This is a genomic window from Pseudomonas sp. SDO52101_S400, assembly GCF_054071635.1.
Genome location: NZ_JBSVWF010000008.1, coordinates 1 through 26884, shown reverse-complemented (window position 1 = coordinate 26884; position 26884 = coordinate 1). Strand labels below are relative to the sequence as shown.

Genomic DNA, 26884 nt, shown 5'->3' with positions numbered 1-26884 from the left:
TATCTGAAGCCGTGCAGTTCACCGGAATGCAACGCGGTCGAGCGTTAATGGCACCCAGCCAAGGCTTCTTGAGACTGGCAAAGCTACTTGGCCACGCAAAAACTGACAAGCCCTGAACAACCGGCAGTCGCCAGCGCTTGGCCCACGGGGTCTTGGGCACTAGACTGGCGGCCTTTTCACCACCTGATGTTGATGCTTGAGCCATGGCCGCCAAAGTCGAACCGTTCTGGATACGCAAAACCCTCGATCAACTGGATCACGAGGAATGGGAATCGCTGTGCGACGGATGTGGCCTGTGCTGCCTGCAGAAGCTCGAGGATGAAGAAGACAACAGCGTCTACTACACGCGCATCGCCTGCAAACTGCTGGACCTGAAAACCTGCCAGTGCAGCGATTACCCGAACCGCATCAAGTTTGTCCCGGACTGCATCCAGCTCACCCCGGGCCAGGCCGAAGAATTCAAATGGCTGCCGCCGACCTGCGGTTATCGACTGGTCAGCGAGGGCAAGGACCTGCCGTTGTGGCACCACCTGGTCTGCGGTGATCGTGACGCGGTGCACCATGAACGGATTTCCCAGTCCGGTCGCATGCTCGCCGAAGGCAGCGTGCCGGAAGACGATTGGGAAGATCACCTGATTTTCCGGGCCGGCTAAGCGCGAGAATCCAAGCCTCGAGGATCGATTTTCAGCAAGGAGTGTGTATGGCTGTGGAGTTGCGCCGGACGCTGATCGTCGGACTGCTGATGCTGAGCGCGCCGGTGTGGGCGGCGAAGAAGGTCGATCTGGATTACCACGTGCGTCTTTTGCCGCAAAGCGATCAGGCGGAAGTGCGCCTGACCCTGGCCAGGGGCGAGGCCGTGCGCAGCCTGGATTTCGACCTTGGCGACGGCAGCCACTACAGCGATTTCAAGGCTGACGGCCAATGGCAGCTGACGCCAGGCCAACAGGCTCGCGGTGTGTGGCGCCCGTCGGCAGACAAGGCCAGCCTGACCTACCGCGTGCGCATCAGCCAGAGCCGCAAGAACGGCAGTTTCGATACGCGCATGATCCCGACCTGGGCATTGATGCGCGGCGATGAACTGGTGCCGCCGGCCAAGCTCGATCAGCAGGACGGCACCGAACTGGTTTCGCGCCTGCATTTCGAATTGCCCGACGGCTGGAAAAGCGTCGAAACCGCGTGGCCGCGCATCGGCAAGAACAAGTTCCGCATCGACAATCCGTCCCGTCTGTTCGACCGGCCAACGGGCTGGATGCTCGCTGGCCATCTCGGCAGCCGTCGCACGCGGCTGGGTGAAACCGAAGTGACGGTGGCTTCGCCCCAAGGGCAGGGCATGCGCCGGATGGACGTGCTGACGCTGCTGACGTTTGTCTGGCCGCAGGTGCAAGCCGTGTTTCCCCGCCACCCGACCAAACTGCTGATCGTCGGCGCCAACGACCCGATGTGGCGCGGCAGCCTGGCGGCGCGGGAATCGATCTACCTCAACACGCGGTTGCCGCTGGTCAGCGAAAGCGGTAGCAGCCCCTTGGTTCGCGAGCTGGCGCAGGTGTTCGGTCGGATCAACGACGAGCAGCGCAGTGACTGGATCAAGGAAGGGTTTGCCGAGTATTACGCCGTCGAGCTGGTGCGCCGCGCCGGGGGCATGAGCGATGAGCGTTATCAGGCATTGCAGGTGAAACTGGCCAAGGACAGCCAGAAGGTCAGCACACTGCGTGGCGAGCAGATCAACCCGGCGCAGGTGTCCAAAGCGGTTTTGCTGTTACAGGAACTGGATCGCGAGATCCGTCTGAAGACCCGCAACAAGCGCTCGCTGGATGATGTGCTGCGCGGGGCGATGCATTTGGGGACGGTGGATACCAAAGCGTTTGTGCAACTCGCCGAGAGTGTCATCGGCGAGTCGTCCAAGGTCCTCGATACCGCTTTATTGCAGTAATACCGCCTTCGCGAGCAAGCCCGCTCCCACATGTGATCGCATTACAACTGACGTAGAGCGGTTCAATGTGGGAGCGCGCTTGCTCCGGGCGGCGATCCGACGAAGAGGCCAGACGCCTCAACGCAAATTCAGGCTCAAACCCCGGTCTTCGGTGATTTCACCGAATCATTGCCGGTCACGGTGGCGGTTCTGGTCGCCGCTTCGGCATTGGCTTTCAGCTTGCTCAGCTCTTCACCCGCGCGCTCGATCTTCGTGCGCACGTTGTTCATGTCCTGACGGCTTTTCTCCAGCAGGCTTTTCACCGAGCTGTGGCCGGTGATGCCACGGGCCATGGCCACGCCGCCAATCGCCACCTGAATCAGACCGAACACGCCGCCACGGCGCAGGCCCTTGCCGACCATGATCACGCCGCCGGCCAGCGAGCCGATGCGCTCCCAGCCTTCGACGTTCTGCTCGGAACGGGTCTGGAACGGGGTGGATTCGATACGCTCGACGCGTTTGAGCTCGGTCATGATCTTTCTCCAGGCAATGAGTAATGGATAAACAAGCTGACTGCGTGGGCGGTCAGCTCGTTCCATCGGATGTGCGGCGTTTCAGCGGAATTTCGGCCCGGAGCGGGTGTTCAGCCCTTTGGCCATGCGGTCGTAAAGCACGACGTTGACCGTGGCGGCGAGGTTCATGCAACCGGTGGTCGGGATGTACACGACGTCTTCGCACCAGTCGCGGATCTCTTGATCCAGCGAGCCGTCTTCGGGGCCGAAGATGTACAGGGCGCGATCCGGATGCGTGTATTCCGGCAGCGGGCGGGCGCCATCGACCAGTTCCACGGCGACGGGTACGCAATTGAGCGGCAGGATCTTTTTCAGGTCATCGATGCCGATCAGCGGGATGTCGTAGTGCACGCGCTTGGTGTCGGTGACGAAATCGGCGGCGCGTTCATAGCGCTTGCCGGTGTAGAACACGGTCGACACGCCGTAGCAGCCTGCGGCGCGCATCACCGAACCGACGTTTTCCGGTGATTTGGGGTTATACAAACCAATGCAGCTGTACCGTTTGTCTGCCACGAGCGGGGTGCCTTCGGGAAAAAGAGGGCGATTATACGGGGATTGGGGGAGGGCGGGCAGATTCAAGACTTGCGGTGTCTGTCCCGGCCCATTCGTCGGATCGCCGCCCGGGGCAAGCACGCTCCCACAGTGATCTCGATCGTTCACAAATTCTGAGTACGCCAGAGAAACCTGTGGGAGCGGGCTCGCCCGCGAAGAGGCCGGTGTGGCCAATGAAGATGGTCAGTCTTCTTTTTTCATGAGGCCGGCCAACGCCGCAAACGGATTGTGCGTGGCCTTGGCGATTTTCGGCGTGCTCAGGGAGCCTTCGCCGAAGTACTGCTGATCCGTGTAGCGCGAGTGTTCGTTGTCGTGGCAGTACAGGCACAGCAGTTCCCAGTTGGAACCGTCCTGCGGGTTGTTGTCGTGGTTGTGGTCACGGTGGTGCACGGTCAGCTCGCTCAGGCGCTTGCCGGAAAACTCACGGGCGCAGCGGCCGCACACATGCGGGTACATCTTCAGGGCCTTGTCGCGGTAGCCCATTTCCTTGTCGCGCTGGTTATCGGCGAGGATGCGATCCAGCTTCGAAGTGTTGGTCGGGGTGGACGAACTCATGGGTTCACCTTTGCAGAAAGACTAATGACGGTTATGACGCAAGTTTAGCTCAGCCCTTGAGCTTCTCGGCAATCCAGATCGTGTGGCGGGTGCCCTTGTTACCATGGGCGAAGACCTGCACTTCCTCGGCCTTGAAACCGGCTTTCTTCAATTTGTCGGAAAACTGCCGGTCGGCGCTGGCCGACCACACCGCCAGCACACCTTTGGGCCGCATCGCCTTGGCGCACGCGGCGAGGCCAGCGGCGGAATACAGCCAGCTGTTGGCCTTCTGGGTCAGGCCTTCGGGGCCGTTGTCGACGTCGAGCATGATCGCGTCGAAACCGTTCGGCTCGCTTTGCAGCACCTTGGCCACGTCTTCCTGACGGATCACCGTGCGCGGATCGAGCAGCGGGCGCCCGGACTTTTCACCGAGCGGGCCGCGATTCCACTCGACCACGCCGGGCACCAGTTCGGCGACCACCACTTCGGCGGATTTGCCCAGATGTTTGAGTGCGGAGGCCAGGGTGAAGCCCATGCCAAGCCCGCCGATCAGCACCCGCGAGTTCGGCCGGCCGGCGACCTTGCGGCACGGGATCTCGGCCAGCGCGTCTTCGGAACCGTGCATGCGGGTATTCATCAATTGCCCGCCGTCGCCGCCCTGGATCTTGATGACAAAGTCCTCGCCATACTCGAACAGGCACAGGGCTCCGCCGTTTTCAGGGATCGGCGTGGTGTCGAGCAGAACGAAACGTTTCATGGAAATCTCTAAAGAGGGGAAGGCAAGCAGGCGCGTTGGGAGTAGCCTGAACGCAGACTTCAGGCCAACGGAGCCCTTGATGAAGCGCACCATTCTAACGGTCATTACCCTGGCCGCGCTCTCGATAACTGCAGTGCAGGCCCAACAGACGATTCCCGTCAGCCCGACGCCGCAACCGGGTTCGCCCGGCACCGCGACGCCAACGCCGTATCCGCAAATCAGTCCGGTACCAATTCCCAAGAGCGGTTCCGGCAGTGGCGGGCCACCGCTGGTGCCGATCGAGATGCCCAGCCCGCCGTCCAAGGATCAGCCGGTGCCGGGTATCGAACCCAGCGACGGCAAAGCCAAATCTCCCGGCGGCTAGATCTGCTGCGCCGCCAGTTGGCCGTCGGCCATGCGCAGGCGTTTGGACAGGGAAACGGCGAGGGCACGGATGATCTTGGCGGCGATTTTCGGCGCGTCGTTGAGCATTTTTTCCAGCGAATCCTTGCCGAGGTTGAGCAACTGACAGTTGCTCGCCGCCACGCAAGTCGCAGAACGGCGTTCGCCATCCAGCACGGCCATTTCGCCGAACGCGCGGCCGCTGCGCAGGGTGGCCATGGTCACGACCTGACCGTCGTTGCCGGTTTTCTGCACGGCCACCTGGCCGGTGTGGATGATGCACATGAAACTGCCGGCATCGCCTTCGCGAAAGATCGCTTCGCCTTCGGCCACGGTGCTGATGCTGAAGTAGCCCGAAGCGGCGGCAAAATCCGCCAGTTGCAATTGATCGAACAGGCCGCAGTCCATCAGCCAGTCGCGGATTTCGTTGTTCAGTAGAGTCGGTTCTGACATGTCGTGCGGTCTTTTTGTTGTGTCGGGTGGCAGGCTCGCCACCGGGGGCCGATCTGCTTATCGGCTCCCGGTGCCCGGAATTAAGACCTGACTGACCGGCGGAGTTCCTCAGGCGATGCCCAGAACCTTGAAAACAAATGCATATTCGAGGGCTACGTCACGTAATCCCTGATAACGACCACTCATGCCGCCATGGCCGGCGCCCAGTTCGGTCTTGAGCAGCAGCGGGTTGTCGTCGGTCTTGGTCGCGCGCAATTTCGCCACCCACTTGGCCGCTTCCCAGTACTGCACGCGGCTGTCGTTATAGCCGGCGATCACCAGCGTCGCGGGATAGTCCTGCGCGGTGACGTTTTCGTACGGCGCGTAGGCCTTGATCCGCTCGTAGACGTCCGGCTCCTCGGGATTGCCCCACTCGTCGTATTCGGTGACGGTCAGTGGAAGATCCGGGTCGAGCATGGTGTTGAGCACATCGACGAACGGCACTTCGGCAATCGCCACGCCGAACAGCTCCGGACGCTGGTTGAGCACCGCGCCGATCAGTAAACCGCCGGCGCTGCCACCGCTGATCGCCAGTTGTGGCGCGGTGGTGATGCCGTTGAGGATCAGGAATTCGGCGCAGGCAATGAAATCGCTGAAGGTGTTGTGCTTGTGTTCCTGCTTGCCGGCGCGATACCAGGCTTCGCCCAGTTCACCGCCGCCGCGCACGTGGGCGATGGCGAATGCCATGCCGCGATCCAAAAGGCTCAGGCGGGCGTGGGAAAACCACGGGTCAAGGCTTGAACCGTAGGCGCCGTAACCGTAGAGGTACAGCGGCACCGGTTTGCCGACCATTTCCCGCTTCATCACCAGGCTGATCGGCACCAGCGTGCCGTCCGGTGCGCTGGCCCACAGGCGTTGGCTGACGTAGGCGTCGGCGTCGAACTGGCCGAGTACCGGGGTTTCCTTGAGCACTTCCTGCGCGCCGGTGGCGAGGATCAATTGCCGAACCTGAGCCGGACGATTCAACGCCTCGTAGCGCAGGCGGATACGGTCGCTTTCGAACTCCAGGCTGTTTTGCACATAGAGGCTGTAGGCCGCGTCCGGCAATTGCACGCGATAAGGCGCCAGACCGTGTGGGCGAACTTCGATGATCGGCAAACCGCCTTCGCGCAGGCTCAGGGTCAGAGCTTCGGCGTTGAGGGTCACGCCATCGAGCATCACCGAGTCGCTGTGGGGGATCAGGTTCTGCCAGTCGGCTTCGCTCGGTGCAATACCGGTGTCTGGCGCCTGATACAGGGCGAAGTTGATGCCGTCACGGTTGGTGCGGATGAACCAGGTCCATTCGCCGTCGAGCTTGCCGTGGTCGACGTCGTATTCGTGATCTTCTACCCGTGGCGCCAGGCAGGTGAATGGCTGGTGCGGCTGATTGGCATCCAGCGCCCAGACTTCGCTGGTGGTCTTGCTGCCCAGGGAAAGCAGCAATTGCTGTTCGGAGCTGGCGCGGTAGCAATGCAGGAAGAAACGCCCGTCCGGCTCGTGGAACACCTCTTCGGCAGCGGTGCCGTCGAGGCGGTAGCGGAACAGCTTGTGCGGACGATGGGTGTCATCCAGCGTGCTGAAGAACAGGGTCAGGCTGTCGTTGGCCCAGGTCATGCTGCCGTCGCAGTCCTGGAATTCCAGTTCACTGACACGCTCGCTGGACAGTTCCTTCACGAACAGCGTGTAAATCTCGTCGCCCGAGGCATCGATGCTGTAGGCCAGGCGCTGGTGATCCGGGCTGATGCTGAACGCGCCGAGGGAGAAAAAGCCGCCATTGGCCAGGGCGTTCGGGTCGAGCAGCAGCTGTTCGCGGCTTTCGTCGAGGGTCAGACTGTCGTCGGACGGACGCGGGCAGCGGTAGTGGCGGGGGTATTCGTCACCCGCCGTGGTGCGGGTGTAATACAGATACGGGCCCCACGGTGACGGCAGGGACAGGTCGGTTTCGAGAATCCGGCCCTTGATCTCTTCGAACAGGGTTTCGCGCAATTCGGCCTGATCGGCGGTCTGCGCCTGCTGATAGTCGTTTTCGGCCTTGAGGTAGTCGAGCACCGCGTCGGTGTCGCGTTCCTGCAGCCAGGCATACGGGTCGTGACCGGCATCCTGGTGGGCAATCGGGGCGCTGGTGACGTTGGCGGATACGGGCATGGAGGGCTCTCGAACATGACAAATGAGGACCGCACGGACGGCGGGGAAGCCTGATGTGCGAAAAGTCGTTACTATAAGCGCCTCTTTGCCTGCCTTGCCATGGACACCATGACCGAGAACGACTATCTGATCGCCTGGGGCCTCTACGCCTTTGCCGCCGTGGGCTGCCTGTTGGTATGGATGCGCATGACCCGCTGGATGTGGCGCTGGCTGCGCGAGCCGCTGCGTGTGCTGATGGCGGTGCTGCTGTTCAGCCCGACCATCATCGACCCAGTGAAGGAAAAATTTGCCCCGTCCATCGCCATCACGGCACTGGATCTGGCGTTCAAGGTGGGCAACAACGCCTTTCGTGCGATTTCCGAATTGCTCATGTACGCCATGATCGCGTTCGGCCTGTACCTGATTTTCGTGTTGATCCGCTTCCCGATCGAACGCGCCTCGAACGCTCGCAAGGAGCAGGCCGAAGCCGCTCGTGCAGCCGCCCGGGCCGAAGACGAGCGCGATGGCGATCAACCGTTCGGCGGTGCAGGCGACGATCGTTACGGCCGTCCACCGTTGCCGAACAACCCGCAGCGCATGCGCGTCGAGCCGCGTCTGTAATCACGAGAGTCCGCACATGTGTGAACTATTGGGCATGAGCGCGAACGTGCCGACCGATATCGTGTTCAGCTTCACCGGGCTGATGCAGCGCGGCGGTCGCACTGGCCCGCACCGTGACGGCTGGGGCATCGCGTTCTATGAAGGTCGCGGGTTACGGCTGTTCCAGGACCCGGCGGCCAGCTGCGAATCGGAAGTCGCCAATCTGGTGCAGCGTTACCCGATCAAGAGCGAAGTGGTGATCGGTCATATCCGTCAGGCCAACGTCGGCAAGGTCTGCCTGTCCAATACCCACCCGTTCGTCCGCGAACTGTGGGGGCGCAACTGGTGCTTCGCGCACAATGGCCAGCTTGCCGACTTCACCCCGATCAAGAGTTTCTACCGCCCGGTCGGGGATACCGACAGCGAAGCGGCGTTCTGCGATTTGCTCAACCGCGTGCGTGCAGCGTTTCCGGAACCGGTCGATATAGAGGTGCTGCTGCCGGATCTGGTCGCCGCTTGCGCCGAATACCGCAGCAAAGGCGTGTTCAATTGCCTGCTCAGCGACGGCGACTGGCTGTTCTGCTATTGCTCGACCAAACTTGCGCAGATCACCCGCCGCGCCCCGTTCGGCCCGGCGCGGCTCAAGGACGTCGATGTGATCGTCGATTTCCAGGCGGAAACCACGCCCAACGACGTGGTCACGGTGATTGCCACCGAACCCTTGACCGAAAACGAAACCTGGACCCGCTATGAACCGGGCCAATGGAGCCTGTGGCGACGCGGCGAATGCGTCAGCCAAGGCACGACCGAATAAAGGATCTCTCCTCGATGTTGCTCAGTTATCTACGGCTGGTGTTGTTTGCGGCGGGCCTGTTGATTGGTGTCCAGGTGCCGGGATTCATCAACGATTACGCCAAGCGGGTCGAAGCGCATCTGATCGAGGCACAGACCGGTCTGCGCGGCTTTCAGGGCACCGCCGAGCAGTTTTTCAAGGGGGATCTGCAGGCGCTGGTCGGCCATTATCGCGCCAGTGAAGACCCGGTTTTTCGCAGCGATGCCGACAGCCTGAGCACCTTGCTCGCGCGTCAGACCGCGCTGGATAAGCAGTTCCAGGCGATGCAGGGCCCGTGGTACATCCGTGTGCTGCAAGTGGCGCTGGCCGCTGATCCGGATATCCGCAAGGAGACCTGGAACGGCTACAGCTACCAGATTCTGTTGACGCCTGAGGCAATGATCTGGGGCATGAGCGGTGCGATGCTGCTGTCGTTCGGTCTCGAATGCCTGTTCCGTCTGATCGACTGGGTGGTGCTGGGCGGCAAGCGCCTGCGCCAGAGCCGGCCGATCGAAGACCGGGATGTGCGCGGGCTCTAACTGATCAAGGGGCGAGGACGACGTAGTTCTCGCCCATTTTCTGCGCGTACCCCTCCAGCACTTGTCGACACAGCGTCACAATCTCCTCGACCCATTCCACACCCACCCGCCAAGACACCACGACCTGCAAGTTCGGCGGACGCTGTTCGATATCGAGCAGGGTCAGTTCGCCCCGCGCCAGTTCCTCGGCCACCAGCACTGGCGGCAGTGCGCCAATACCGAAGCCGTCACGCAACAACCGGGTGATCGCCGACACTGAATTCACACAGTTCAAACGTGGCGCCAGCACGCCCTGGGCCTGCATCAGCGCCAGAATGTCCTGATGCGGCCGGGAGTTTTTCGAGTAGGTGATGATCCGTTCCTGCGCCAGGTCGGCGAGGCTTTGGTAATCGCGGTTGTAGATCGAGTTGCTGGCGACGATCCAGCCGATGGGGTGGCTGGCCAGTTCCAGGCTGCGCACGCTTTCATGGCGCACCAGGTCGGTTTGCAGGATCAGATCGAGAAAGCCTTTTTGCAGCTGATCGCAGAGGTTCAGCGACGTATCCGCCACCAGTTCGATTTCCACCCGTGGGTACAGATCGGTCATCTGCGCCACCAACGGGCTGAGCCAGGTGTGAATCACCGTGTCCATCACCCCGATGCGCACCCGGCCGACCTTGCTCGACCGGGTCTCGATGGACTGCTTCAGCGCCTGCATCGTGTCGAGCATCTGCTCGGCATATTCCAGCACTTTCAGGCCTTCGGGCGTCAGGCTGACGCCGCGTGAATCGCGCAGGAACAGCTTCACCCCAAGCTCGCCTTCCAGCACCGCGATCCGGCTGGAGATCGAGGCCTGGGTGGTGAACAGCTTGTCGGCGGTCAGGCGAAAACTCTTCAGCCGGGCGACCCAGACAAAGGTCTCGAGAAACTTCAGGTTCATGGCAACAAATTTTTCTTATGGCTTGGGCGGGTTTTTATTCGTTGGACGCGACCGGGTGACGCACCCAAAAATCGACGCATCCGGCCCCCACGATAGGCGTCGTCGGGGCTACGAACAAGACCAATAAAAAACTGCGGAGATTTGCCATGAGTGCTCCCGACACCCTCGACTTACCCAAGGCAACGGTGCGTCCCGGCCCGTTCGACTGGTATCGCAACATCAATCAGCAGGAGCGCCGCACCTTCTGGAGCTGCAAGATCGGCTACGGTCTGGACGGCATGGACACCCAGATGCTCAGCTTCGTGGTCCCTACCCTGATCGCAATGTGGGGCATCACCACCGGCGAAGCCGGCCTGATCCACACCAGCACCCTGATCGCTTCGGCCATTGGCGGGTGGGTGGCGGGGATTCTCTCCGACCGCATCGGCCGCGTGCGCACTTTGCAACTGACGGTGTTGTGGTTTGCGTTTTTCACCTTCCTCTGCGGCTTCGCCCAGAACTACGAGCAATTACTGATCGCCCGCACCTTGATGGGCTTCGGTTTCGGTGGCGAATGGACCGCCGGCGCGGTGCTGATCGGTGAAGTGATCCGGGCCAAGGATCGCGGTAAAGCGGTGGGCATGGTGCAATCCGGTTGGGCCTTGGGCTGGGGACTGACGGCGATTCTCTACGCGTTGCTGTTCTCGGTGCTGCCACCGGAAGATGCCTGGCGCGCATTGTTCATCCTTGGCATCGTGCCGGCGGTGTTCGTGATTTTCGTCCGCCGTCTGGTGAAAGATCCGGAGATCTACCGCGAAGCCAAGGCCAGGCAAACTCCGGAAAGCCCGTCGAAGTTCTACGAGATCTTCGCCCCCGGCATGCTCTTCACCACATTCCGCGCCTCGTTGCTGACCACCGGCGCTCTTGGCGGTTACTACGCGATCACCTCCTGGCTGCCGACTTTTCTGAAGAACGAACGTGGCTTGAGCGTACTCGGCACTGGCGGTTATCTGGCGATGGTGATTGTTGGTTCCTACGTCGGTTACGTGATCAGCGCCTATTTGACTGACCTGCTGGGTCGCAAGAAGAACTTCATCCTGTTCGCGGTCGGCTCGTTCACCATTGTTCTGCTCTATACGCAGTTGCCGGTCAGCAACGGCGTGATGCTGTGGCTGGGCTTTCCACTGGGCTTCTTCGCCTCGGGGATTTTCAGCGGCATGGGCGCGTTTCTCACCGAGTTGTTCCCGACGCGGATTCGCGGTTCGGGGCAGGGCTTCTGCTACAACATCGGCCGGGCGCTGGCGGCGATGTTCCCGCTGCTGATCGGGCTGCTCAGCCAGAAAGTACCGCTGAGCGTAGGCATCGGTGCCTTTGCGGCAGTGTCCTACGGCGTGGTGATTCTTGCGGCATTGAGTCTGCCGGAAACCCGTGGCAAGCAACTGGACGCGCAGTAACTGATAACCTGCGACAACTGTCCTACAGCACAAAAAGATAACAGCTACAGGAGTGTTCACCGTGAGCCGCCTGCTATTGAACTGTGACATCGGCGAGAGCTTCGGCAACTGGACCATGGGTCTGGACGCGGAAGTCATGCCCTTCATCGATTGCGCCAACATTGCCTGCGGTTTCCACGCCGGCGACCCGAGCATCATGCGCAAGACCGTCAGCCTGGCCCTGAGCCACGGCGTGCAGATCGGCGCGCATCCGGCCTATCAGGATCTGGTGGGTTTCGGTCGGCGCTCCATGGCTTATACCGCCCAGGAACTGCAAGACATCCTGCATTACCAGATCGGTGCCCTCGACGGCATTTGCCGTGCCCAGGGTGGCAAAGTCAGTTACGTCAAACCCCACGGCGCGATGTACAACGACATGATGGCCAACCCGGCGCAGTTGCGGGCGGTGATTCAGGCCGTCGCGGCTTACGACCGCAGCTTGCCGCTGATGCTGATGGCCACCCGCGACAACACAGCGGCGCAACAGCTTGGCGACGAATACGGCGTGACTCTGTGGTTCGAAGCCTTCGCTGACCGCGCCTACGACAGCGCCGGCCGACTGGTCTCGCGGCAACTGCCGGGCGCGGTGCATCACGACGCCGAAACCATCATCGGTCAAGCACTAACCATCGCCCGGGGCGACAACCTCACCGCCAGCGACGGCAGCGCGTTGCACCTGCAAGCCAACACCTTGTGCGTACACGGCGACAACGCCAGTTCGGTTGCGGCCGTGCAGCGCATTCGTCAGGCCTTGAACGAGCAGAGCGCGCCATGAATCCGCGGGTGGAAGTGGTGGCACTGGATTGCCTGATGCTGCGTCTGTTCGATGAAATCGCCGAAACCAACATGCCTTGGATGCTCGCCACCAGCGAGCGACTGCGCACAGTGTTCGGCGAGCATCTGATCGATCTGGTGCCGTCGTACACCACGTTGATGGTGCATTACGATCTGACCGAATTGAATCCGAGTCAGGCCCGGGAATTGATCGCCGAAGCCTTGATCGACCTGTCGCCGAATGTGCGAACCGGTGGCCAGTGCCATGTGCTGCCGGTGTGGTACGACTTGAGTGTCGGCCCGGAGTTGAGTTTGCTGTCACAACGCAGCGGGCTGGCGGTGGAAGAAGTGATCCGCCGCCACAGCGCCCGGGAATACCAGGTGTTCGCTCTTGGTTTTGCACCGGGATTTGCCTTCATGGGGCTGGTCGAAGAAGTCCTCGCGGCACCGCGTCTGAATACCCCACGCAAGAAAGTCGCCGCCGGCAGTGTCGGCATCGCCGAGCGGCAGACGGCCGCGTATCCGGTGGTGTCTCCCGGAGGCTGGAATCTGATCGGTCGCACGCCGGCAAAACTGTTCGACCGTGAGCGCGATGGCTACAGCCTCATGCAGCCTGGCGATACCGTGCGTTTCGAAGCGGTGAGCCATGCCGAGTTCATCCGGCTGGGCGGTGACGACACGCCTCTGGAGGCCCAGGCATGAGCCGACTGACGATTAAGGCGAGCACGCCGCTGTGCCTGTTGCAGGACGCCGGGCGGTTTGGCGTGCGCCATCTGGGTGTAACACAGGGCGGCGCGGCGGACTGGCGTTCGATGGCCTGGGCCAACTGGCTGCTGGGCAATGGCCTGGACTTGCCGGTGATCGAAATCACCCTCGGCGGGTTTACGGTGGTGGCTGAAGAAGATTGCTTGCTGGCGTTGGCTGGCGCCGATCTTGGCGCGCAGATCGACGGCGAGGCGCTGGCGCCGTGGCGCAGCTTCAAACTGCGCAAAGGGCAGACCTTGCGGTTCACCCAGCCGTTGCTGGGGGCGCGGGCCTATCTGGCGGCGCCCGGCGGTTTCAGTGCGCCGAAAGTGCTGGGCAGCAGCGCCACTGTGGTACGTGAAGAGCTCGGCGGTCTCGATGGTTTTGGCTTGCCATTGGCCAAGGGCGCTTCGCTGAGTTATCAGGGTGAAACGCTGTTGGTGCGTGAAGTGCCGGCACAGCATCGGCCGGACCTGCGCCTCGACGCGCCGCTCGATCTGGTGCTCGGCGCGCAGATCGGTCAGTTCAGCGGGCAGAGCCTGTTCGATGCATTCAACAGTGCCTGGACGCTGGACAGTCGTGCCGACCGCATGGGTATTCGGTTGTTGGGGACGGCTTTGCAGTATCAGGGCAAGCCGATGATATCCGAGGGCATTCCACTGGGCGCGGTACAGGTGCCGCCGGACGGACAGCCGATCGTGTTGCTCAATGATCGGCAGACCATTGGCGGTTACCCGCGATTGGGCGCGTTGACGCCGTTGGCACTGGCTCGATTGGCGCAGTGTCTGCCGGGGGCGAAGGTCAGATTGCGCCCGGTGGTGCAGGACATCGCGCACCGGGAGCATGTCGAGTATCTGAAGCGCTTTTGATCGTTCCCCCGCCGATGGCGGGGGAGCCATTGCGGATTACTTGGATAGAAACCGCATCCCTTCTTCGAGCCCGCGCAACGTCAGCGGATACATCTGATCCTCGATCAAATCACGCACGATATTGGTCGACGAGGTGTAGCCCCAGGTGTCTTTCGGGTACGGATTGATCCAGATGAGCTTCTTGTACTTCTCCATGAAGCGTTGCATCCACACGTAGCCAGGCTCTTCGTTCCAGTGCTCGACGCTGCCGCCGGCCTGGGTGATTTCATAAGGCGCCATCGCCGCGTCACCGATGAAAATCACTTTGTAGTCAGCGCCGTATTTGTGCAGCAGGTCTTGGGTCGACGTGCGCTCGGAGGTGCGGCGCATGTTGTTCTTCCACACCGATTCATAAATGAAGTTGTGGAAGTAGAAGTACTCCAGATGCTTGAACTCGGTCTTGCAGGCCGAGAACAGTTCCTCGCAGATCTTCACGTGGGCATCCATCGAGCCGCCGATGTCGAACAGCAGCAACAGCTTCACCGTGTTGCGTCGTTCCGGGCGCATCTGGATGTTCAGCAGGCCGGCATCCTTGGCGGTGTGGTCGATGGTGCCGTCGATGTCCAGTTCTTCCGCCGCGCCCTGGCGAGCGAATTTGCGCAGGCGGCGCAGGGCGACCTTGATGTTGCGGGTGCCCAACTCCACGGAGTCGTCGAGGTTCTTGTACTCGCGCTGATCCCAGACTTTCACCGCTTTGCCCTGGCGCTTGCCGGCATCGCCGACCCGGATGCCTTCCGGGTTGAAACCGCCGGAGCCGAACGGGCTGGTACCGCCGGTGCCGATCCACTTGTTGCCGCCGGCGTGGCGTTCCTTCTGTTCTTCCAGGCGCTTCTTGAACTCTTCGATCAGCTTGTCCAGGCCGCCGAGGGACTGGATCTGCGCGCGTTCCTCATCGGTCAGCGAGCGCTCGAACTCCTTGCGCAGCCAGTCTTCGGGGATCAGCGCCTGCAAGTGATCGTCGAGCTTTTCCAGGCCGTTGAAGTAGGCGCCGAACGCACGGTCGAACTTGTCGAAATGCCGTTCGTCCTTCACCAGAATCGCCCGGGACAAGTAGTAGAACTCGTCCATGTCGGCGAAGGTCACGCGCTGTTTCAGCGCGTTGATCAGGTCGAGCAACTCGCGCACCGACACCGGCACCTTGGCTGCACGCATTTCATTGAACAGGTTGAGCAACATGGCGTCAGCCTCTTAGCGGGTGCCGCGGCGGCTCATGAACGCCAGGCGCTCAAGCAGTTGCACGTCCTGTTCGTTCTTCACCAACGCACCGGCCAGCGGCGGGATGGCTTTGGTCGGATCGCGTTCGCGCAGCACCGCTTCGCCGATGTTGTCGGCCATCAGCAGTTTCAGCCAGTCCACCAGTTCCGAGGTCGATGGCTTCTTCTTCAGGCCCGGCACCTTGCGCACGTCGAAGAACACATCCAGCGCTTCGCTGACCAGGTCCTTCTTGATGTCCGGGTAGTGAACATCGACGATTTTCTGCAGGGTGGTGCGGTCGGGGAAGGCGATGTAGTGGAAGAAGCAGCGGCGCAGGAAGGCGTCCGGCAGCTCTTTCTCGTTGTTGGAGGTAATGATGATGATCGGGCGCTTCTTGGCCTTGATGGTCTCGTCGATCTCGTAGACGTAGAACTCCATCTTGTCGAGTTCTTGCAACAGGTCGTTGGGGAACTCGATGTCGGCCTTGTCGATTTCGTCGATCAGCAGGATGACCCGCTCTTCGGACTCGAACGCCTCCCAGAGCTTGCCTTTCTTCAGGTAGTTGCGCACGTCGTGGACTTTTTCATTGCCCAGTTGCGAGTCGCGCAGACGGCTGACCGCATCGTACTCGTACAGACCCTGATGGGCCTTGGTGGTGGACTTGATGTGCCAGGTGATCAACTTGGCGCCGAACGACTCGGCCAGCTGCTCGGCGAGCATGGTCTTGCCGGTGCCCGGCTCGCCCTTGACCAGCAGCGGCCGCTCCAGGGTGATGGCGGCGTTGACCGCCAGCTTCAGGTCATCGGTGGCGACGTAGGCCTGGGTGCCTTCGAACTTCATCTGCTAATCCTCGAACGGTAACGCCGACCTGATCGGGCAGGGCGGGGGCGAAATAATCGGATGCCCGACTATAACGCGCAGTCCGGTCGACTGTGAACGCAGACGGCTTATTCAGTCTCTGAATGGGGCGTCACATGTTGACTCAGTTTCGGCCGAGGGCCAGTTGAACAAGTGCGCTAACCCGCATCCGGCTTCGGCCGTTCATACCGGGCATTGAATGCCTGAATGAATCCGTTGCGCAATATCTGCAAAAACGCTTCGAACCCGTTTATATCTTGCTGATGGACGCTGCCGCTGAGTTCGACCTTGGTCGCGAACTGGTTTTTGGCCTGGTTTTTCAGCACGGTTTCAGTACCGCCGACCAGTGCCTCCCAGACTGAGCGGAAGATGCTTTTGTTCTTGTTTTCCACGTCCTGCTGCCAGTTGAACACTTCAACGTCGCGCAGCAAGGGCTTGATATAGCCCGTCAGTTGGGCCTTTTTGGCTTGAGCTTCTATAACCACGTCGCCGTGGCCGGCGTTGAAGTCGAATTTTCCGTAGGCCGAGGCGAAGTCGTTCATGCGTTTGAGTTCGAGGTCGCGGGCACGCAGGCGGAATTCGAAGTTTTCGAAGTTACTCATCGGGTCGAACGTGGCGGAGGTTTCCAGTGGCGCCTGGCCCAGCAACAAGGCCTTGCCTTCGAAGCGGGCATCGCGCTTGCCCCTGGTGTCGACGACGTTGGTCAGGTTGTAAATGCTCGCTTCGACGTTTGTAGCGTTCATATTCACTGGCGGTTTCGAGTTGAAGTTGCGAAAGCTGATGCGACCATCGTTGATCTGCACTTCGTCGAGGGTGATGGGGAGCAGCTTGCCCAACTGGGCGCGCCAGTCGGTGCCCTTACCTGTCTGGGAGTTTTGCTTGTTGGCGCCACCATCGACGAAATTGACTTCTGGATTGATGAACTTCACCTGAGCCACCACCGCATGCTCGTACCACAGCGAATGCCAGCTGACGGACAGGTCGATCAATGGTGCATTGACGAACGGCACCGGCACCTTGCCGTCGACTTTGACGATCTTCAGTCCGTTGATCCTGTAGGCGCCTCGCCACAGGGCCAGGTCGACGTCGGTGACCTGCCCGCGGTAGTCGCCCATGTTCGCCAATTTGTCATTCAGATAGTCGCGCACGAGATAGGGCAGGGCGATGTGCAGGGCGACCAGCAGTACAACGACGGTGGCGAAAATCCACAACGGCCAGCGGTAGCGACGCTTCATGGCGGTAATTCCCGAACGATGTAAAGCGGTTGACTGCCGGCAGTAGCAGACGTTCGACCCGACTGGACTGCCAGCGGCAACAGGCTTACCTTGGAGAGCTGAATTCAACGCTGCATAAGGACCCAGCCATGAGCCGTATTTTTGCTGACAACGCCCATTCCATCGGCAATACGCCGCTGGTGCAGATCAACCGCATTGCGCCCCGTGGCGTGACCATCCTGGCCAAGATCGAAGGTCGCAACCCGGGTTACTCGGTGAAGTGCCGGATCGGCGCGAACATGATCTGGGATGCTGAAAGCAGCGGCAAACTCAAGCCGGGCATGACCATCGTCGAGCCGACCTCGGGCAATACTGGCATCGGCCTGGCCTTTGTGGCGGCCGCTCGCGGTTACAAACTGATGCTGACCATGCCGGCCTCGATGAGCATCGAACGGCGCAAGGTGCTCAAGGCACTGGGTGCGGAGCTGGTGTTGACCGAGCCAGCCAAAGGCATGAAAGGCGCCATCGAAAAGGCCAATGAAATCGTAGCCAGTGACACGGGCAAATACTTCATGCCGGCCCAGTTCGACAACCCGGCCAACCCGGCCATCCACGAAAAAACCACCGGTCCGGAAATCTGGAACGACACCGACGGTGCCATCGACGTGCTGGTGGCGGGGGTTGGCACCGGCGGAACCATCACCGGTGTGTCGCGGTATATCAAGAATACGGCGGGAAAACCGATTATCTCGGTGGCGGTGGAGCCCGTGTCTTCGCCCGTGATCACCCAGGCGCTGGCCGGTGAAGAGATCAAGCCGAGCCCGCACAAGATTCAGGGCATCGGCGCCGGCTTCGTACCAAAGAACCTGGATTTGTCGATGGTCGACCGGGTCGAGCGCGTGACCGACGAAGAGTCCAAGGTCATGGCGTTGCGCCTGATGCAGGAAGAAGGGATCTTGTGCGGTATTTCCTGCGGTGCGGCGATGGCCGTTGCGGTACGCCTGGCGGAAACGCCGGAAATGCAGGGCAAGACAATCGTGGTTGTGCTGCCGGACTCAGGTGAGCGTTACCTGTCGAGCATGTTGTTCAGCGATTTGTTCACCGATCAGGAAAACCAGCAGTAAGCGTCCCGTTGACTCAGGTCAGCCAGGGTTCAGGATCGTTATGTTAATTAATGATTTGTTGCGCAATTCTTAACACTGAATCTTGGGTCGGGCGGGTTTTTCCCGGAGCCGGTAGTGTTTATCATGGCCGGCCGCCATGTCGGGTAAGTGGCATTGCGTGGCGTTGTCTTTTTTCAAGGAGTTGTTGATGACCTTTTCGTTAGCCGCCAAGGTGTCGGTGTTGCTGCTGTTTGTGGGCAGCATCCTCTACGTGCATTTGCGCGGCAAGGCGCGTTTGCCGGTGCTGCGTCAGTTCGTCAACCATTCGGCGCTGTTCGCTCCGTACAACGCGTTGATGTACCTGTTCTCCGGCGTGCCGTCCAAACCGTATCTGGACCGCAGCAAATTCCCGGAGCTGGACGTGCTGCGCGATAACTGGGAAACCATTCGCGACGAAGCGATGCACCTGTTCGACGAGGGCTACATTCGCGCCGCCGAGAAGAACAACGATGCCGGTTTCGGCTCGTTCTTCAAGAAGGGCTGGAAGCGTTTCTACCTCAAGTGGTACGACAAACCGCTGCCATCGGCCGAAACCCTGTGCCCGAAAACCGTGGCGCTGGTCAGTGCCATCCCCAACGTCAAGGGCGCGATGTTCGCGCTGTTGCCGGGTGGCAGCCATTTGAACCCGCACCGTGATCCGTTCGCCGGATCCCTGCGCTATCACCTGGGCCTCTCAACGCCGAACTCCGACGATTGCCGGATCTTCGTCGATGGTCAGGTCTACGCCTGGCGCGACGGTGAAGACGTGATGTTCGACGAGACTTACGTGCACTGGGTCAAGAATGAAACCGAAAAGACCCGGGTCATCCTGTTCTGCGACATCGAGCGTCCGTTGAGCAACCGCCTGATGACTCGCATCAACCGCTTTATCAGCGCTTGGCTGGGCCGCGCCACCGCGCCGCAGAACCTCGACGACGAGCGTGTCGGCGGGATCAACCAGGCTTACGCCTGGAGCAAGAACTTCAGCGACAAGTTCAGCGGCGTGGTCAAACAGTGGAAACGCCGCAATCCCAAGGCCTACCGCGTGTTGCGGCCGGTACTGGCGGTGGTGGTGTTGACGCTGCTGGGGTATTGGCTGTTTGGTTGAGGCCGGATGCAGAAATGAAAAACCGCTCACTTGAGCGGTTTTTTGCTTTCTGAATCAGGGACGGCCAGCGAGTAAGCTTGGTTCATCGATAGCGGTACCCGTTGCAATGATCTGCAGGAGCCGCCGTTGACTGGCTGTCAGTACCGTCGGATCAGCTTCACCCTTCATTGCGTGCGCTTTTTTCTTTCTGGGGGATTTTTTTATTTCTTTGCGCATATTCCCACCTTGGTTGATCAATATTTGAGCGTTTTTCACAATACTAGGCTCCCTACTGTTTTGACAAGGCGACCATCGCTATCCAGACCGAAGCCGAGCTGTTCGTAAATTGGTATTGCTCCTTGGAATGGTTCTTGAGCCTCGATCGAGCTACTGCCAATGATGCGGGCGTATTGCTCAATTGCCAGAACGGATAGCGGTGCAACACGGTTCTTCAATGGATGTGTTTCTCTTGGCCGCCCCTCCAGTCGTACGATTCGAATGCGTCGTCGACTTTTATTCGGGTTGGCAAAGCAAAGTCCGCACAGTTCAGATTCAAACCAGATTGCGATGTCGAGAGCGAGAGGTTCGCGTGCTTTCCATCCAATGACGTCTACCCATGAAAAGTGCGGGCTCTCCCAACATTCAAAAGCGCTCAGCGCCAACGAGTCGATAGGTTCGAAACGTACTTTCGATAGGTCAAGAGTTGTGGGGCCAGCCATCTCCAGATCAATCTGGAGTTGAGTAGTGGCAGCGCGGGCAAGTTTTCTTGCCTGCGACTTGTACAACTGATACCGCAGATGATTCCGTTCCCTTGGCATGTGATCTCGCGCATTCCATATCCCCATCAATGGTCGTTGCAATTGCAAACGAGCCTATGCGCCTGCCCTCATCCTGTCGCTACTGGCCCTTTGTCCAACTCATTGCAATCCATGTCACAGGCTGGTTATAGTCGGCGCTCGTGAGTTCTACGGCTCACCTTTCAACCCTTCAAAAAAGATCCGCCCAATGCCTGCATCCCTCATCAACGCGGTAGTCGATTCAGCGTTCAACGCTGGCGTCGTGCCGTGCGGGAATCAGCAGCCTGTGCAGATCAGTCATTACCCCCCACCTGTCAGTAGCACGCCGGTGTGCGCAGTCGTATCACCGCCGGGCGTTGGCGTTTCGGGCTGATCAGCGTTTTCTGCTGACCCCTGTGCCCGCCTGAAAAAACCTACTGAATTTCAGCTTCGGCTGAGTTGGCTATTTGCCTGACTACAGGTGGTATTCATGTTTGTCCTTTCGAAAAAGTCCGCGCTCGCGGCTGCGTCCACGAGCCTGTTCGTTCTGCTGTGGAGCAGCGGGGCGATCTTCTCCAAGTGGGGGCTTGCCCACGCTTCGCCTTTTGCCTTTCTGCTGATCCGTTTTGTGATTGCCCTGTGCGGGCTGGTGCTGCTGGTGCCGTTGCTCAAGTTGAAACTGCCCAGGGGCGGCCGGCCGATGCTGTATGCGATGGCCACCGGCGTGGTGCTGTTGGGGGCTTATCAGATCTTCTATCTGCTGGCACTGGACCTGAAGGTCACACCCGGCGTGATGGCGACCATCATGGGTGTGCAACCGATCCTCACGGTGGTGATCATGGAACGGCAGCGCTCGGCGAGCCGGATCTTTGGTCTGGCGCTGGGATTGGCCGGTCTGATCATGGTGGTCTACCAGGGCATCGGCCTGGCCGGGGTGTCGCTGGCGGGGATGCTGTTCGGTCTGCTGGCGCTGGCGAGCATGACGTTCGGCTCGATCATGCAGAAGCGCATCACCGACAATCCCCTCGGCACGCTACCGGTGCAATACCTGGCCGGTCTGCTGCTGTGCGGGATCTTCGTGCCGTTCCAGCCGTTCCACTTCGAGCACAGTGTCGGCTTCATCGTGCCGGTGCTGTGGATGGGACTGGTGGTGTCGGTGCTGGCGACGTTGCTGCTGTACCGACTGATCGCCCGGGGCAATCTGGTGAATGTCACCAGCCTGTTCTATCTGGTGCCGGCCGTGACGGCGGTGATGGACTATCTGATCTTCGGCAATCGTCTGGCCGCTTTGAGTGTGCTGGGGATGCTGTTGATCATCGTCGGTCTGGTGTTCGTGTTCCGTAAATCGGCGTAGCAGCCGCGCATGAAAAAGGCCCGGGAGGAAACTCCCGGGCCTTTGTGCATCTGCGAATCAGCGAGTCGCGACTTCTACCGGTTTCACCGCTGCCGGCTTCAACACCAGCCATAGCGCAATAGCGATCAACACCCCGCCATATACATGGGCCATCGACAGCGGCTCATCCAGAAACAGTGCGCCCCACAGCACGCCAAACGGCGGGATCATGAAGGTCACGGTCATCGACTTCACTGGCCCGATGGAACTCAGCAGGCGGAAGTAAATGATGTACGCGAACGCGGTGCAGCCCAGACCCAGGCCCAACAGCGACAGCCAGACATTCCAGCCACCCCAGCTCACTGGAGGCTGGGTGATGACGCTGTAACCGAACAGTGGCAGCAGGAACAGGGTAGCGCCAAGCATGCTGCCCAGCGCCGAAAGACGGCTGTCGAGCCCGCCGGCCTGATCCAGCCAGCGCCGGGCGAGGAATCCGGCGAAGCCGTAGCAGGTCGTTGCGAGCAGGCAGGCGACAGCGCCCATCAACAGCGGCAGGTCGAACGCGACCGGACCCGCACGCGTCAGCACGCCCACACCGAGCAGGCCAAGGAAAACCCCGGCCAGCTTGGCCACCGTGAGTTTTTCACTGAAGAACAGCCCGCCGATCAACACGCCCATCAATGGCGTTGTGGCATTGAAGATTGCGGAGTACCCGGCCGGCAGCACCTGGGCGGCGACGGAATACAGGGTGGCCGGAACGCCGGAGTTGATCACACCGAGCATCATCACGGTCTTGAGTTTGCCTTTGAAATCCCAGCTGATGCGCATCAGGCCGAGGATCACCAGCAAACCGACCGCCGCGATCGAGACCCGGAAAAATCCGGTCGGAACGGTGCCGACCACTGGGGCGATGATGCGCATGAACAGGAAGCTCGCACCCCAGATCGCAGCCAGCGACAACATGCGGAAAATATCGACAGGGCTCACGGGTCACTCCTTCCTTGATGGGGACGAGAGTGTTGCCGAGCGCCCTGACGATGGCAACCGCTAAACGGGCAATTAATTTCTCCGTCAGAGCACGAAGCGCGTCACCAGACCGTTCAGGTCGACAGCGAGGCGCGACAGTTCCTGGCTGGCGGCAGACGTCTGGGTCGCGCCGGCGGCGGTCTGGGTCGACAGGTCGCGAATGGTCACCAGATTTTCGTCGACTTCCCGGGCCACCAGCGCCTGCTGTTCGGCGGCGCTGGCTATCACCAGGTTGCGCTGGTTGATCTGCGAAATCGACGCGGTGATCTTCTCCAGCGCATGGCCGGCGCTGTTGGCCCGGCGCAGGGTCTGGCTGGCCTGCTCGGCGCTGCTTTGCAACGCGCCGACGGTGGCGTCGGTGCCTTGCTGGATGCTGCTGATCATCAACTCGATTTCTTCGGTGGAATTCTGCGTGCGTTGCGCTAGCGAGCGGACTTCATCGGCGACTACCGCAAACCCACGCCCGGCCTCGCCGGCCCGCGCCGCTTCAATTGCAGCGTTGAGTGCCAGCAGGTTGGTCTGCCCGGCGATGCCGCGAATCACTTCCAGAACCTTGCTGATGTCCTGAGCCTGGGTCGCAAGGCCCTCGGCCTGCTCGGACGCACCCAGCACCGCACTGACCAGTTCCTGAATCGAGTTGATGGTTTCGCTGACCTGCACATGCCCGTGCTTGCTGTCCTCATTCGAAGCTTCGGATGCTTCAGCGCTGGACACTGCATTGGCGGCCACTTCATCGACGGCCGTGCTCATTTCGGTAACGGCGGTCGCGGCTTGCTCGATCTGATCGTTTTGCTGTTGCAGGCCGCGGGTGCTCTGTTCCATCACCGAACTCATTTCCTCGGCGGCGGAGGCCAGTTGCTGGGCCGATTCGCTGATGCCGCGAATGGTCGAGCGCAGGTTTCCCTGCATCTCAGCCAGCGCGGTGAGCAACTGCGCGGCCTCATCCCGGCCCTCGCTGTCGATGCGACCACTGAGGTCTCCGGAGGCTATGCGTTGCGCCACATTCAGCGCCTGATTGATCGGTGCGGTGATGCTGCGGGTCAGCAGCCAGGCCAGCAACAAGGTGGCAATCAGGGCGATGACGATGATCGTGGCGACAATCCACAGCGCCTGCTGGTACATCGCCGCCGCGGACTCGGCCGCAGCGTCCGCGCCTTGCTGATTGAGGCTGATCATTTGCTCCAGAGTCTTGTCGAGCACCGTGCCCTGGGGCGCCAGTTCGTTGGTCAGGCGCGCATAGGCCTGATCGTTTTGCCCGGCATCAATCTGTTTGAAGATCTGGTCGAGAATGCTCAGGTATTTGGCCGTGTCTGCGCTCAATCCTTCAAGCATTGCCCGTTCCTGGTCGCTTGCGAGCAGAGCCTTGTGGTCGTCGAGGCGCTTGAGCAGCTCCTGTCGCTGCGCCGTGAGAATGCCTTTGCTTCGCTCGCGCACGGCAGCCTGGGTGCTGGTGATCAAGCGCAGGGATTCGAGGCGGATGCTGGCGATGTTCGCCGCCGCGTCATGGATGCTTTCGATGCTGGGCATCCACGATTCTTCGATCACAGCGGCGCTCTCACGCAGGGTTTTCATCTGGCCCAGACCGAACAGGCCAACTATCACCAGCAGGCCGGCCAGAACTGCAAAACTCAAACTCGCGCGCAAACCTATGCGCAGATTCCGGATAGACATCAATGTGCTCCTTGGGCGTTGAGGGAGAGGTCGTCCTCGTGGGCCGAGGATCTTGTTGTGAGGCGGGTGATGGCGGGCTGTATATCAAAGTGCCACTATCTTGGTAAGGCCAGTCTGTGGTCGGCAGTTCCGGGAATGGACAGGAGTGAACGCGTCGAGCAAAGACGCGGACTAGAGATGTCGTTGATGAATTGGATCCGAAACCTAGAGAAAACACGGGCTCGCGCCGAGCAGCGGGAACAGCCGTTCGTGATGTTTACTGACCGAACGGTCGATTAAAAAAACTTTGATAAAAACTGTGTCGTTGTACAACCCGGTCGAGGATTTGGCAGAAATTGCGCTTCTCCTGCGCGCCGTTCCGTGGCTAAGCTCAGGCCTTCGAGCACAGATTCTTCAATTCCCGCAGAGGTCTCATCTATGCCGCAGCAATGGCCAGCCACCGACATCGCCCGCATGATCCTCGATGGCTTTGACGATTACCGCGAGCACTTCCGGCGGATCACCGATGGCGCCCGGCAGCGCTTCGAGCAGGCGCGCTGGCAGGAGACGCAAACCGCCTCGGCGGCGCGAATCAACCTGTATGAAGACAAAGTCGGCGAAACTGTCGCGCGCCTGCGCGAGTATTTCGAGCCGGACACGTTGATGGAGGTCAGTTGCTGGCCGCTGGTGAAAAGCGCCTATATCAGCATCATCGACCTGCGCTTCGACGATGAGCTCTCCGAGACCTGGTACAACTCGATTTTCTGCGGGTTGTTCAGCCACGATCTGATCAGCGACGGCTGCATGTTCATTCACACCACCCGGCCGAGCCTGCGTCGAGCCCGGGCTGCGCAGACCCGTACCTACAAACCGCAAGGGCAGCTGTCGGGCATGCTTGCGAGCATCTTTGCCGATTACCGATTCAGTGAGGATTACGCCGATCTGCCCCGGGATTTGCAGCGGCTTGAAGCGCAACTGCGCGAGAACCTGCCGGACTGGGTGTGCAAGGACCCGGAGCTGAGCGTCGAGCTGTTTTCCTCGGTGCTGTACCGCAACAAGGGCGCGTATCTGGTGGGGCGCATCTACACCCGTGACGAGCAGTGGCCGCTGGTGATTCCGCTGCTGCACCGCGAGGGGCGCGGGATTCAGATCGACGCGTTGATCACCGACGAGGCCGATGTGTCGATCATCTTCTCGTTCACCCGTTCGTATTTCATGGTGGATGTGCCGGTGCCGGCGGAATTCATCGGCTTCCTCAAGCGCATCCTGCCGGGCAAGCACATCGCCGAGCTGTACACCTCGATCGGTTTCTACAAACACGGTAAATCCGAGTTCTACCGTGCCCTGATCAACCACCTGGCCAACACCGACGACCAGTTCATCATGGCGCCGGGCGTGCGCGGCATGGTCATGAGCGTGTTCACGCTGCCGGGCTTCAACACGGTGTTCAAGATCATCAAAGACCGTTTCTCGCCATCGAAAAACGTCGACCGCGCCACGGTGATCGAAAAGTACCGACTGGTAAAAAGCGTCGACCGCGTCGGGCGCATGGCCGATACCCAGGAATTCGCCGACTTCCGTTTTCCGCTGAGCAAATTCGATCCGGCCTGTCTGGCGGAGTTGCTGGAAGTCGCACCGTCCACGGTGTCGCTGGAAGGCGAAACCGTGTTGATCCGCCACTGCTGGACCGAACGCCGGATGACCCCGCTGAACCTCTATCTGGACAACGCCAACGAAGCCCAGGTGCGCGAAGCGCTGGAGGATTACGGGCTGGCGATCAAGCAACTGGCGGCGGCGAACATTTTCCCCGGTGACATGCTGCTGAAAAACTTCGGCGTCACCCGCCATGGCCGGGTGGTGTTCTACGATTACGACGAAATCTGCTTCCTCACCGAAGCCAACTTCCGCCACATCCCGGCGCCGCGCACGCCGGAGGACGAAATGGCCTCCGAACCGTGGTACTCGATCGGGCCGCTGGATGTGTTCCCTGAAGAATTTCCGCCGTTTCTGTTTGCCGATGCAGCGCAGCGCAAACTGTTCGATCAGTTGCATGGCGAGTTGTACAACGCTGATTACTGGAAGGGGTTGCAGGAGGCGATTCGGGCGGGGAAAGTGATTGATGTTTTCCCGTATCGGCGCAAGGGTCTTGATAACGAGTAACCCCCAAAAAGCAAGCCCTCACCCCAGCCCTCTCCCGGAGGGAGAGGGGGCCGACCGAGGTGTCTCGGGTCAAACATCGACCTGAAAGACCGTGGCGATTATGGATTCGGAGGAGTTCGTGCAGTCGACTCATTCGGTCTCCTCTCCCTTTGGTACATACACTCCCGGAGGAAGAGGGAGCCGACCGAGGTGTTTAGCGTTGTACATCGACCTGAAAGATCTTGGCGATTATGGATTCGGTGAGGCTCCTTCAGGTCGGCGTAGCTCTAGAGCAACCCCCGATCAGTCCCCTCTCCCCCCGGGTGTATGTACCGGGGACATGGTGGACAGGTGTTCGGGGACATGGTGGACACTTT

The 26884-nt window shown here is 60.5% G+C and carries 28 protein-coding genes; 14 read left to right on the top strand and 14 right to left on the bottom strand.

Translation table 11 applies throughout. The annotated features are described in order from the left end of the window. Positions 1–203: 203 nt before the first annotated feature. Both ACW9HX_RS05785 and ACW9HX_RS05780 read left to right on the top strand, forming a co-directional pair. A complete protein-coding gene (locus ACW9HX_RS05785; RefSeq protein ID WP_025110643.1) occupies positions 204–653 on the top strand; it encodes a YcgN family cysteine cluster protein in 450 nt (149 codons plus the stop codon). Between the two features lie 47 nt (positions 654–700). Beyond that, a complete protein-coding gene (locus ACW9HX_RS05780) occupies positions 701–1930 on the top strand; it encodes a hypothetical protein (protein WP_457379828.1) in 1230 nt (409 codons plus the stop codon). Between the two features lie 134 nt (positions 1931–2064). Here the strand turns inward: ACW9HX_RS05780 and ACW9HX_RS05775 are convergent, their stop codons facing one another. From ACW9HX_RS05775 to ACW9HX_RS05760, 4 genes are all read right to left on the bottom strand, one after another. Continuing rightward, positions 2065–2442: a YgaP family membrane protein gene (locus ACW9HX_RS05775; RefSeq protein WP_457379827.1), complete on the bottom strand. Its 378-nt coding sequence runs from the start codon at positions 2440–2442 to the stop codon at positions 2065–2067. Positions 2443–2523: 81 nt separating this feature from the next. After that, positions 2524–2994, bottom strand: coding sequence for an RNA methyltransferase (locus ACW9HX_RS05770; RefSeq protein WP_007958066.1), 471 nt, complete (start codon positions 2992–2994; stop codon positions 2524–2526). A 222-nt stretch (positions 2995–3216) separates the two neighbouring features. Further along, complete coding sequence (locus ACW9HX_RS05765) at positions 3217–3588, bottom strand: YajD family HNH nuclease (RefSeq protein WP_007944009.1); 372 nt, start codon at positions 3586–3588, stop codon at positions 3217–3219. A gap of 49 nt (positions 3589–3637) precedes the next feature. Then, positions 3638–4324, bottom strand: a complete 687-nt coding sequence (locus ACW9HX_RS05760) for a spermine/spermidine synthase domain-containing protein (RefSeq protein WP_457379826.1) — start codon at positions 4322–4324, stop codon at positions 3638–3640. A gap of 79 nt (positions 4325–4403) precedes the next feature. Between ACW9HX_RS05760 and ACW9HX_RS05755 the strand changes: the two genes are divergently transcribed. Continuing rightward, positions 4404–4688 carry a hypothetical protein gene (locus ACW9HX_RS05755; RefSeq protein ID WP_457379825.1) on the top strand — a complete coding sequence of 95 codons (285 nt, stop codon included), beginning with the start codon at positions 4404–4406 and terminating at the stop codon, positions 4686–4688. On the opposite strand, the gene ACW9HX_RS05750 is transcribed toward ACW9HX_RS05755, so the two are convergent. Together ACW9HX_RS05750 and ACW9HX_RS05745 are read right to left on the bottom strand one after the other, a co-directional pair. After that, the gene (locus tag ACW9HX_RS05750; protein ID WP_457379824.1) at positions 4685–5158 is read right to left on the bottom strand and encodes a cyclic nucleotide-binding domain-containing protein; all 474 of its coding nucleotides are present in this window, start codon (positions 5156–5158) and stop codon (positions 4685–4687) included. The two genes, ACW9HX_RS05755 and ACW9HX_RS05750, sit on opposite strands and share 4 nt — an antisense overlap. A gap of 108 nt (positions 5159–5266) precedes the next feature. Next, on the bottom strand, positions 5267–7321 hold the full coding sequence (locus ACW9HX_RS05745; protein WP_457379823.1) for a S9 family peptidase: 2055 nt from the start codon (positions 7319–7321) through the stop codon (positions 5267–5269). Positions 7322–7420: 99 nt separating this feature from the next. On the opposite strand from ACW9HX_RS05745, the gene ACW9HX_RS05740 reads away from it, so the two are divergent. The 3 genes from ACW9HX_RS05740 to ACW9HX_RS05730 are packed head-to-tail and all read left to right on the top strand — an operon-like array spanning position 7421 to position 9271. Further along, a complete protein-coding gene (locus tag ACW9HX_RS05740; protein WP_457379822.1) occupies positions 7421–7921 on the top strand; it encodes an MFS transporter in 501 nt (166 codons plus the stop codon). 16 nt (positions 7922–7937) lie between these two features. Continuing rightward, positions 7938–8714, top strand: coding sequence for a class II glutamine amidotransferase (locus tag ACW9HX_RS05735; protein ID WP_003222625.1), 777 nt, complete (start codon positions 7938–7940; stop codon positions 8712–8714). 14 nt (positions 8715–8728) lie between these two features. Continuing rightward, positions 8729–9271, top strand: a complete 543-nt coding sequence (locus ACW9HX_RS05730; RefSeq protein WP_457379821.1) for a DUF2937 family protein — start codon at positions 8729–8731, stop codon at positions 9269–9271. Between the two features lie 4 nt (positions 9272–9275). Here ACW9HX_RS05730 and ACW9HX_RS05725 read toward each other — a convergent pair whose 3' ends face one another. Beyond that, positions 9276–10190, bottom strand: coding sequence for a LysR family transcriptional regulator (locus ACW9HX_RS05725; protein ID WP_457379820.1), 915 nt, complete (start codon positions 10188–10190; stop codon positions 9276–9278). 92 nt (positions 10191–10282) lie between these two features. Between ACW9HX_RS05725 and ACW9HX_RS05720 the strand changes: the two genes are divergently transcribed. The 4 genes from ACW9HX_RS05720 to ACW9HX_RS05705 all read left to right on the top strand — a co-directional run bounded on the left by ACW9HX_RS05720 (position 10283) and on the right by ACW9HX_RS05705 (position 14049). Next, entirely contained in the window at positions 10283–11623 is a 1341-nt protein-coding gene (locus tag ACW9HX_RS05720; RefSeq protein ID WP_457379931.1) for an MFS transporter, read from the top strand. Positions 11624–11684: 61 nt separating this feature from the next. Beyond that, positions 11685–12437 (top strand): 5-oxoprolinase subunit PxpA, encoded by a 753-nt coding sequence (locus ACW9HX_RS05715; protein WP_096819376.1) that lies wholly within the window; start codon positions 11685–11687, stop codon positions 12435–12437. Further along, positions 12434–13138 carry a 5-oxoprolinase subunit B family protein gene (locus ACW9HX_RS05710; protein ID WP_457379819.1) on the top strand — a complete coding sequence of 235 codons (705 nt, stop codon included), beginning with the start codon at positions 12434–12436 and terminating at the stop codon, positions 13136–13138. The genes ACW9HX_RS05715 and ACW9HX_RS05710 overlap by 4 nt, the downstream gene beginning before the upstream one ends. Beyond that, the gene (locus ACW9HX_RS05705; RefSeq protein ID WP_457379818.1) at positions 13135–14049 is read left to right on the top strand and encodes a 5-oxoprolinase subunit C family protein; all 915 of its coding nucleotides are present in this window, start codon (positions 13135–13137) and stop codon (positions 14047–14049) included. The genes ACW9HX_RS05710 and ACW9HX_RS05705 overlap by 4 nt, the downstream gene beginning before the upstream one ends. Before the next feature lie 36 nt (positions 14050–14085). Here ACW9HX_RS05705 and ACW9HX_RS05700 read toward each other — a convergent pair whose 3' ends face one another. From ACW9HX_RS05700 to ACW9HX_RS05690, 3 genes are all read right to left on the bottom strand, one after another. After that, positions 14086–15264, bottom strand: coding sequence for a vWA domain-containing protein (locus tag ACW9HX_RS05700; RefSeq protein WP_007956512.1), 1179 nt, complete (start codon positions 15262–15264; stop codon positions 14086–14088). 12 nt (positions 15265–15276) lie between these two features. Next, positions 15277–16122: an AAA family ATPase gene (locus ACW9HX_RS05695; RefSeq protein ID WP_007911294.1), complete on the bottom strand. Its 846-nt coding sequence runs from the start codon at positions 16120–16122 to the stop codon at positions 15277–15279. Positions 16123–16298: 176 nt separating this feature from the next. Next, positions 16299–17375, bottom strand: a complete 1077-nt coding sequence (locus ACW9HX_RS05690) for a DUF748 domain-containing protein (protein ID WP_457379817.1) — start codon at positions 17373–17375, stop codon at positions 16299–16301. 128 nt (positions 17376–17503) lie between these two features. Between ACW9HX_RS05690 and cysK the strand changes: the two genes are divergently transcribed. Together cysK and ACW9HX_RS05680 are read left to right on the top strand one after the other, a co-directional pair. After that, positions 17504–18478: a cysteine synthase A gene (cysK, locus tag ACW9HX_RS05685; RefSeq protein WP_457379816.1), complete on the top strand. Its 975-nt coding sequence runs from the start codon at positions 17504–17506 to the stop codon at positions 18476–18478. A gap of 187 nt (positions 18479–18665) precedes the next feature. Continuing rightward, positions 18666–19604, top strand: a complete 939-nt coding sequence (locus tag ACW9HX_RS05680) for an aspartyl/asparaginyl beta-hydroxylase domain-containing protein (protein WP_457379815.1) — start codon at positions 18666–18668, stop codon at positions 19602–19604. A gap of 54 nt (positions 19605–19658) precedes the next feature. On the opposite strand, the gene ACW9HX_RS05675 is transcribed toward ACW9HX_RS05680, so the two are convergent. Continuing rightward, a complete protein-coding gene (locus tag ACW9HX_RS05675; protein ID WP_457379814.1) occupies positions 19659–19859 on the bottom strand; it encodes a hypothetical protein in 201 nt (66 codons plus the stop codon). Then, positions 19856–20401 (bottom strand): hypothetical protein, encoded by a 546-nt coding sequence (locus ACW9HX_RS05670; protein WP_457379930.1) that lies wholly within the window; start codon positions 20399–20401, stop codon positions 19856–19858. The genes ACW9HX_RS05675 and ACW9HX_RS05670 overlap by 4 nt, the downstream gene beginning before the upstream one ends. A gap of 448 nt (positions 20402–20849) precedes the next feature. Between ACW9HX_RS05670 and ACW9HX_RS05665 the strand changes: the two genes are divergently transcribed. After that, the gene (locus tag ACW9HX_RS05665) at positions 20850–21713 is read left to right on the top strand and encodes a DMT family transporter (protein WP_457379813.1); all 864 of its coding nucleotides are present in this window, start codon (positions 20850–20852) and stop codon (positions 21711–21713) included. Between the two features lie 57 nt (positions 21714–21770). Here the strand turns inward: ACW9HX_RS05665 and ACW9HX_RS05660 are convergent, their stop codons facing one another. Then, complete coding sequence (locus ACW9HX_RS05660) at positions 21771–22679, bottom strand: DMT family transporter (protein WP_192560042.1); 909 nt, start codon at positions 22677–22679, stop codon at positions 21771–21773. An 84-nt stretch (positions 22680–22763) separates the two neighbouring features. After that, complete coding sequence (locus ACW9HX_RS05655; RefSeq protein WP_457379812.1) at positions 22764–24389, bottom strand: methyl-accepting chemotaxis protein; 1626 nt, start codon at positions 24387–24389, stop codon at positions 22764–22766. A gap of 417 nt (positions 24390–24806) precedes the next feature. Here ACW9HX_RS05655 and aceK point away from each other — a divergent pair, with 417 nt between their 5' ends. Continuing rightward, complete coding sequence (gene aceK, locus ACW9HX_RS05650) at positions 24807–26528, top strand: bifunctional isocitrate dehydrogenase kinase/phosphatase (protein WP_457379811.1); 1722 nt, start codon at positions 24807–24809, stop codon at positions 26526–26528. Positions 26529–26884 lie beyond the last annotated feature (356 nt).

Excerpts from the sequence above, each read along its gene's own strand:
- ACW9HX_RS05785 (WP_025110643.1), top strand. The coding sequence starts at position 204 with ATGGCCGCCAAAGTCGAACCGTTCTGGATACGCAAAACCCTCGATCAA.
- ACW9HX_RS05780 (WP_457379828.1), top strand. The coding sequence starts at position 701 with ATGGCTGTGGAGTTGCGCCGGACGCTGATCGTCGGACTGCTGATGCTG.
- ACW9HX_RS05775 (WP_457379827.1), bottom strand. The coding sequence starts at position 2,442 with ATGACCGAGCTCAAACGCGTCGAGCGTATCGAATCCACCCCGTTCCAG.
- ACW9HX_RS05765 (WP_007944009.1), bottom strand. The coding sequence starts at position 3,588 with ATGAGTTCGTCCACCCCGACCAACACTTCGAAGCTGGATCGCATCCTC.
- ACW9HX_RS05760 (WP_457379826.1), bottom strand. The coding sequence starts at position 4,324 with ATGAAACGTTTCGTTCTGCTCGACACCACGCCGATCCCTGAAAACGGC.
- ACW9HX_RS05755 (WP_457379825.1), top strand. The coding sequence starts at position 4,404 with ATGAAGCGCACCATTCTAACGGTCATTACCCTGGCCGCGCTCTCGATA.
- ACW9HX_RS05750 (WP_457379824.1), bottom strand. The coding sequence starts at position 5,158 with ATGTCAGAACCGACTCTACTGAACAACGAAATCCGCGACTGGCTGATG.
- ACW9HX_RS05745 (WP_457379823.1), bottom strand. The coding sequence starts at position 7,321 with ATGCCCGTATCCGCCAACGTCACCAGCGCCCCGATTGCCCACCAGGAT.
- ACW9HX_RS05740 (WP_457379822.1), top strand. The coding sequence starts at position 7,421 with ATGGACACCATGACCGAGAACGACTATCTGATCGCCTGGGGCCTCTAC.
- ACW9HX_RS05735 (WP_003222625.1), top strand. The coding sequence starts at position 7,938 with ATGTGTGAACTATTGGGCATGAGCGCGAACGTGCCGACCGATATCGTG.
- ACW9HX_RS05730 (WP_457379821.1), top strand. The coding sequence starts at position 8,729 with ATGTTGCTCAGTTATCTACGGCTGGTGTTGTTTGCGGCGGGCCTGTTG.
- ACW9HX_RS05725 (WP_457379820.1), bottom strand. The coding sequence starts at position 10,190 with ATGAACCTGAAGTTTCTCGAGACCTTTGTCTGGGTCGCCCGGCTGAAG.
- ACW9HX_RS05710 (WP_457379819.1), top strand. The coding sequence starts at position 12,434 with ATGAATCCGCGGGTGGAAGTGGTGGCACTGGATTGCCTGATGCTGCGT.
- ACW9HX_RS05705 (WP_457379818.1), top strand. The coding sequence starts at position 13,135 with ATGAGCCGACTGACGATTAAGGCGAGCACGCCGCTGTGCCTGTTGCAG.
- ACW9HX_RS05700 (WP_007956512.1), bottom strand. The coding sequence starts at position 15,264 with ATGTTGCTCAACCTGTTCAATGAAATGCGTGCAGCCAAGGTGCCGGTG.
- ACW9HX_RS05695 (WP_007911294.1), bottom strand. The coding sequence starts at position 16,122 with ATGAAGTTCGAAGGCACCCAGGCCTACGTCGCCACCGATGACCTGAAG.
- ACW9HX_RS05690 (WP_457379817.1), bottom strand. The coding sequence starts at position 17,375 with ATGAAGCGTCGCTACCGCTGGCCGTTGTGGATTTTCGCCACCGTCGTT.
- cysK (WP_457379816.1), top strand. The coding sequence starts at position 17,504 with ATGAGCCGTATTTTTGCTGACAACGCCCATTCCATCGGCAATACGCCG.
- ACW9HX_RS05680 (WP_457379815.1), top strand. The coding sequence starts at position 18,666 with ATGACCTTTTCGTTAGCCGCCAAGGTGTCGGTGTTGCTGCTGTTTGTG.
- ACW9HX_RS05670 (WP_457379930.1), bottom strand. The coding sequence starts at position 20,401 with ATGCCAAGGGAACGGAATCATCTGCGGTATCAGTTGTACAAGTCGCAG.
- ACW9HX_RS05665 (WP_457379813.1), top strand. The coding sequence starts at position 20,850 with ATGTTTGTCCTTTCGAAAAAGTCCGCGCTCGCGGCTGCGTCCACGAGC.
- ACW9HX_RS05655 (WP_457379812.1), bottom strand. The coding sequence starts at position 24,389 with ATGTCTATCCGGAATCTGCGCATAGGTTTGCGCGCGAGTTTGAGTTTT.
- aceK (WP_457379811.1), top strand. The coding sequence starts at position 24,807 with ATGCCGCAGCAATGGCCAGCCACCGACATCGCCCGCATGATCCTCGAT.